We start from the raw sequence: 2,515 nt of genomic DNA on the forward strand, positions 1-2,515 counted from the left end.
GCGCGGAAGGCCGCGAGCGCCTGGTCCAGCCTGGCGTCGCGCGTGCCGAGCGCCGCGAACATCGAGGTGTGCGAGAGGTGCTCCAGCGCGCGCTGCGTCAGCGCGATGTCGGTGGAGCTGCCCGGCTCCGAGCTGCCGCCGAGCCGGTGCTTGTCGCGAAAGCGGGCGAGCGCGGCGCGCGTCAGCGGGCCGGCATCGCCGTCGTCGGAGAGCCGCTCGCCCGCGGTGGCGTTCAGCACGCGCTGCGCAAAGCGCACCCACGCCTTGGGCTGGCCACCGGCCGACAGCGTGGTGGTGGCGGTCGCCTTCGCAGACGTCGATGCAGGAGCCGAGCCCCCCTCGAAGCGCGCCTTCAGCCCCGGCGGGTTGTATTCCCAATGCCAGGGCTCGCGGCGGTACGGGTACCAGCCGAAKGCCTTGCCGCGCAGCATCATCCACTTGTAGACCGGCGAGCGGTACATGCGCACCAGCTTGGCCATCTTCTCTGCGGTGCGGGTCTGGCTCTTGCCCGACACATCGAGGCCGCGCACCGACATCTGCAGGTCGACCGCCAGGCCGTACATGTGCGCGGAGTGGCCCTTGGCCACCGCCTTCGCATTCGGCTGCGAGGCGCTCAGGGCCGCCTGGTGGCCGGCCGAACGCCACGACGAGGTGATGTCCAGCGTCACGCCCTCTTGCAGTGCCGCCTCGCGCATGCGCACGAAGGCCGCGCTGGCCTCGGCGTACAGCTGCGCGCCTTTCTGGCCCGGCACGGCCACCGGGCGGTGCGCGCGGAACGCGATCTTCGTGTCGCCCAGGTTCACGCGCCGCTCCGGCGTCACGCGGGCCATGTCGGCGAACAGCCGCTCCGACAAGGCCCAGTGCGCCTTCACGGCCGCCGTCGCCGAGCCGCCGGGGGGTACGTTGTCGGGGAACTCCACGTCCTTCCAGTCGACCTCCTTCAGGTACTTGCGCTGCAACGCCGCGTCCGGCAGGCGCTCCAGCGCCGAGCGGCGCAGGTCGAGCACCCAGGTGCGGTCGTCGGCCGACAGCGGCGCATCGACCACTGGCGTGTCGTCGACTTCGGACTCGGGGGCTTCGTCGTCCAGTTCGTTGTCCAACTCGTGGCAGCGGCAGGCCTCGCACTCCGACTGCGCGTCGTCCTCATGGTCGACGAGCGCGAGCCGCACGTACGGGCTTTCGAACAGCAGCGCACCGAGCCCGGCACCGCGGGCCGGCGGCGCCTCGGGGGCGGTCTCGTGCTCCGGCGTCGGGTAGGCCGACAGGAAGGGGGAATCCGGCTTCATGGCATCGACCTCCGGCGCTCAGTTGGGCGCGACCTTGCGGGCCTTGACATCGCGGCCGGTGATCGCTGTCCAGTGCGTGATGATGGTCCGCATCGCCGCCTCGGGGGTGGCCTGCAGCGTGGTGTCCGGCGTGAACAGCGCGCGCACCTTGTCGGTGGTGTCGTAGTCGTTGCTCTCGATCTGCGTCAGGATCCGCGAGATCGCGTCGGCGATGTCGAAGAAGTGCTTCGACAGCCCGTGCGCCGGCAGGCCGACGCGCTCCGCGACCTTGAACAGCCGCTGCTCGGTGCCGTTGGCCTGCGCCCGCAGCGACGCGACGATCGGCGCGCTGGCGCCATCGTTCTTGTACTCGAGCGTCAGGTGGAACCACGCCATCGCGGTCACCGCCGAGAACTCCTCGCGCGACAGGTTGCCGTCCTGGCGGCGCGACAGCAGCATGTTCTTCAGCTTGCTGGCCAGCGTGACGATCTTGGCCGGGTCGGTCGGGTTGCTGCTGGCGCTCGCGGTGACGTAGGTCATGCCGACCCAGACCTCGCGCAGGAACTCCTCGAAGGTCGGCACGAACTCGGCGTTCGCCGCCTCGGCGCGCACGTAGGGCTGCGGCTTGCCGTCGTCCATGCCGTGGTTCAGCTCCATGCCGAACATGCGCTGGTAGGGGTTGCGGCGGTTCGCGCGCAGGTCGCTGCGGATGTGGCTGACCAGCGAGGTGACGAAGAACGGCGCGCCGTCCTTGAAGAACAGCTCCTCGGTGTTGCGCAGCCAGGCCTGCGAATCGGCATCGGGCACGCCGAGCTTCTCGCCGTGCACGAACTCGTGGACCACGCGCTTGAACACCTCGTAGGCGCGGGTGTTCTCGATCATGTAGGCGTAGATCAGGTGGTCCCAGCGGAACTGGCGCGCGATCTCGACGGGGTCGCCGCCACTGCTGTCGAAGAAGGTCAGGATGTCGCTGAGCTCGTCCGACAGCGGCGCGCCCAGCGGGCTGGGCGTCGGCGAGGCGCTGAGCGCGCTGCGGCGGTCGGGGTCGCCGAGCGCCTTGGCCTGGATGTCGAAGCGCTGGCGCCAGGTTTCTTCCAGCAGCCAGGCGAGCTCGGCCGGGTGGGCCCTGAACAAGGTGTCGGGCGAGACGAGGGTGGCGAAGTGTCTGAACATGACAAGGTCTCCGTGGGTCAGGGGGCGCGGCTCAGGGCAGGTTGCGCAGGGCGGCCGGGTCGGCGAGCGTGGACAGC

General features: G+C 70.3%; 2 protein-coding genes. Both read right to left on the minus strand.

Annotated features, from left to right (window positions below):
* The coding region (locus AC1D15_RS26685; RefSeq protein ID WP_477828375.1) for a D-alanyl-D-alanine carboxypeptidase family protein at positions 1 to 1,286 on the minus strand (1,286 nt) is incomplete at its 3' end.
* Positions 1,287 to 1,304: 18 nt separating this feature from the next.
* A complete protein-coding gene (locus AC1D15_RS26690; RefSeq protein ID WP_465115004.1) occupies positions 1,305 to 2,438 on the minus strand; it encodes a hypothetical protein in 1,134 nt (377 codons plus the stop codon).
* Positions 2,439 to 2,515: the final 77 nt, after the last annotated feature.

The sequence above is a fragment of the Rhizobacter sp. P2_H2 genome (assembly GCF_056403375.1).